General features: G+C 38.4%; 2 protein-coding genes. Both read right to left on the bottom strand.

Features of this window, described 5'->3' with window-relative positions; all coding sequences use genetic code 11:
- The coding region (locus tag ACODSI_RS14900) for a beta strand repeat-containing protein (RefSeq protein WP_488917649.1) at positions 1–2,702 on the bottom strand (2,702 nt) is incomplete at its 3' end.
- 469 nt (positions 2,703–3,171) lie between these two features.
- Positions 3,172–3,731: T9SS type A sorting domain-containing protein (locus tag ACODSI_RS14895; RefSeq protein WP_488917648.1), on the bottom strand; the 560-nt coding region annotated here is incomplete at its 5' end.

The raw sequence follows: 3,731 nt of genomic DNA, 5'->3' as shown, positions 1-3,731 counted from the left end.
CCATCACTATCGATATAGGTTAATAAAGCATCATTAGTATCGGTATTATTTGAAACACCACAAGCTACTAAAGTAGTGGAACCAAATCCATCGTTATCAGCATCTAAATACTGTAATTGTGCATCGTTACAATCGGAATTGTTGGTAACATATCCAATGGGTGTTCCTGTACAAGAAACTTGAGAAACAGCAGGATTACCAAATCCATCATTATCTGCATCTCTATAATAAGTCACATTAGTATTGATTGTAAAAGTAGTTGCGGTTCTACATAAGGTATTTGTTGAACATGCAGCATAATACGTTGTAGTTCCTGCTGTGTTAGTGTTAGCAAGTCCTGACCCAACTACTCCAACTGGATTAAAAGAACTTCCTGTTCCAATAGGCGAACCACCTGAAGCCACCGTATACCAGTTGATTACACCCGAAGAAAACAACATAATTTGTCCTCCTGAAGGTGGCGTTATTGTCCATCCAAATGAACCTAAATAAGTTCCAGATGAAGTTGCATAAGTAGTAGAAATTAAAGTATAGGTTACTCCAGCAGTAAGTGTAGTTGATAGTAAAGGTTCATTTCCTGCCGTTCCGCCATCGTCATCACCTACTACCCATGTTCCACCACCACTACAATTACCTGGTACAAAACTACCTGTAGTGATATAACCCATTCCATCAAATGCGGTGTTGTCATTCATTTCAAAAGTATAACTTCCAGTTACAGAAACCTGAAAATTGGTAGCGATATAATTTCTAGTAATAGCAGCATCAAAACTGCATGTAGTAGAATTTGATATGGATGTCGTTGGACGCAAGGCAGTTGGAGTAGCAACCCAAGTTCCTGATAATGTGGTACCTGAATTCACATAGCCTGAACAAGCAGTGGAAGAAGTCAAAGAACCTGATCCACCTTGACATATAGTCACACCAGTTGTTGTTGGCGGAGCTGAATTTACAATAACTGTAAAAGTTTGTACCGCACTACTCTGACAACCATTTGCATTTTTAACTGAAATTGTTCCTATATAACTACCCGGATTGGTATTGGCAGGAACCGAAATAGTGATGGTTCCTCCCGAAGAAGTGCCAGCAAAACTTGCATTAGTAACTGCAACAAAACTATTGGTTGGAGAAGCGTTCCAAGTTATACTATAAGTTGAAGGCGAATTGGTTGTAGCCGTATAGGCTAATGGTGTTGTTTGAGCTGAAGCCGAAAAACAAACTGGTGAAGTTGCCGAAGACCATGTGGTAGTAGGTAGTGGATTCACTGTAAAAGGAGTTGCACTAGTCACCGTACCGTTTGTAGCAGTAATCACAATATTTCCTGTAGTACCAGATCCTACTGTAACCGTTACTGAGGTTGCAGTATTAGCGGTTATGGCTGCTGTTGTTCCTCCAATGGTTACCGATGAAGCTCCTGATAAATTAGTACCTGTAATTACTAAAGAAGATCCGGCACATCCTGATGAGGCAAAACTTGTAATAGTTGGTGGTGGAATAAAAGCAACCGCGATAGTAAATGTAGTAGTCGCTGGTATTGTCGAGTAATAATCATAGGCTCTAATATAATAAGTAGTACTTGCAGCCAAACCTGTAGCGGTTATGGTTTCAGTACCTCCTCCTGAAGTATTATCGGCACATGCAATATTGGTTCCATTACAAGCTCCAGAACGCAAATCTAAAACAGCATCAAAAGAACTTGAACCCACTAAAGTTATGGCATATGTTCCTGCGGTAGATGTTGTAAACGAATACCAAATATCATCATTAGCGGTACCTGCACAGGTGGCAGCAAGTGACTGTGTAGCGCCCGAGACATTGCCTGTCACGGCGGCAGCACCTACAGTGAGTCCCGTAGCACCAGAACAGTTGTCGTTTGCTGGAGACGGAATTGGCGTCCATGTAAATGTTAAGCCTGAAGCTGGTAACACCGTTGATTTGTAATTAACGGTATCTGCATTTGTAGTTCCAGCAGAAGTTGAAGCCCATGCGGTATTATTTGCTCCTGAACGATTATTAAATGTAGCATTAGAAGTTCCTCTTAAACCCACTTCTCCTTTACTGCTATTAGCCGTTGAAGTGGCACTACAAGAACCGTACATGATTTCAATTTTGTTACTTGTTTCGTAAAGACGAATCTGGAAATTTAATACATCACCTGCAACAGCACCTCCATTGTAACGTTGTGCATTGTTCCATTGAATGATGAAAATCCTATTCGGACTGGACCCAGAAACCCCTTTAACAATAGTAGAAGCGTTACTAATTAAATCCCTACCAAATGCTGATACCGCCAAATCATAACCCGTTGAGCCTGAAATTGGCGTATAATAATTTCCTGCAGGTGCAGTAGTTCCAAGAGTAATAAAACCATTGGTTGCCACATTACAGGTAGTATAAACACTTCCGTTGTATGTAAAATTAAAGGGGATAGTCGCAGCAACAACCGCTTCATCCCAGCCCGAAGCATGCACTGTAGTAGGACTTGGGACCGTTGTATAAGTACCTGAAGATTGAGCAAAAGTATAGTTCTGTGCATAACTAGTATTGCTAATCGCAAAAATAAAGAACATCAAAAGAGATACTTTATGGTTCAAAAAATCCAACAAACCCATCTGTTTGTCTTTCATTATAAAGACATTTTTGGTTGGATCATCGGGAGAAAGAATAGTATTTCTACTCAAAATTTCGTACTTTTTTTTCATATTCATATAGATTTAATAAAGGATTTAATTTTTATGCGCTAAAAACAATTAATAATTACATATGTCATAATTTTTTAATAGTTTAATAATGACTATTTCTATAAATTAACATATTTATAAATTTTTTATAAAATTAACTCTTATAAATTCAACTCAAGAATTTGTATGCTAATTAGCCTAATTAATCGTTAAAGTCACCATTTTAACATTTAAAGTGTAATTCAACTCTTTTTACTGTATTTTATCGATATTTTACTATACGCAATTAATTGAATTTAACATGAAAAAACCTAATTATTAATGGCGCTGAATTGAAAGTCATTGATACAACCCTACATCATACTGTAAATTGAATGCAAATAAAAAATAACACTTGATTACTTCTAGAGGGCAATTCAGATTGAAGAAACCAAAAACCCTTCTCAAATCAATGAGAAGGGTTTCTGGTTTTGTAAGTCGTGTAAAAAGCCTATCGCTTAATCACGCGTAGGGTTTTAGTCACCTCATCTTGCGATACAATCACATTGTACACACCCGATGGATAGCTCGCTCCTACTGCTAACGTTTCAATATCGGTAGTAGCAATCGTTTTGCTCTCTACTAATTGTCCTAGCATGTCGTAAACTTTCACTTGCAGTGGTGTTTCGCTAGTAGTTTTTACATTCAACTTGAAGTCGTTGGCAAATGGATTAGGTACTGCCATGGCTTCAAATGTTATTGTGCTTGATTGCAGTGTTGGTGCAGTTTCAATCACTTTAGCATTCAACGCCGCTGGTGTAGTAAGCGTACATGATTTGCCGTTAGGACCAAACACACCTCCTATTTGAACCGCTACTTGAACCGTATACGTAGCACTTCCTACCAATCCTGGAACACTATTCAATACAAACGAACGCAAATTGCTGTCGAAAGTATAGCTGTAGCTCAAACTCGTATTGGTAATGGTAAAGCGGTATGCCGTAGCATTGGTAATGATGTTAGCATAAATCACTTCATTCACGTTAGTTGCCGTGTAATCACATTGTGAGT

Source organism: Flavobacterium sp. FG139 (genome assembly GCF_057809695.1).
The sequence above is the reverse complement of the archived record's forward strand: the minus strand, read 5'-3'. Positions and strand labels throughout refer to the sequence as shown.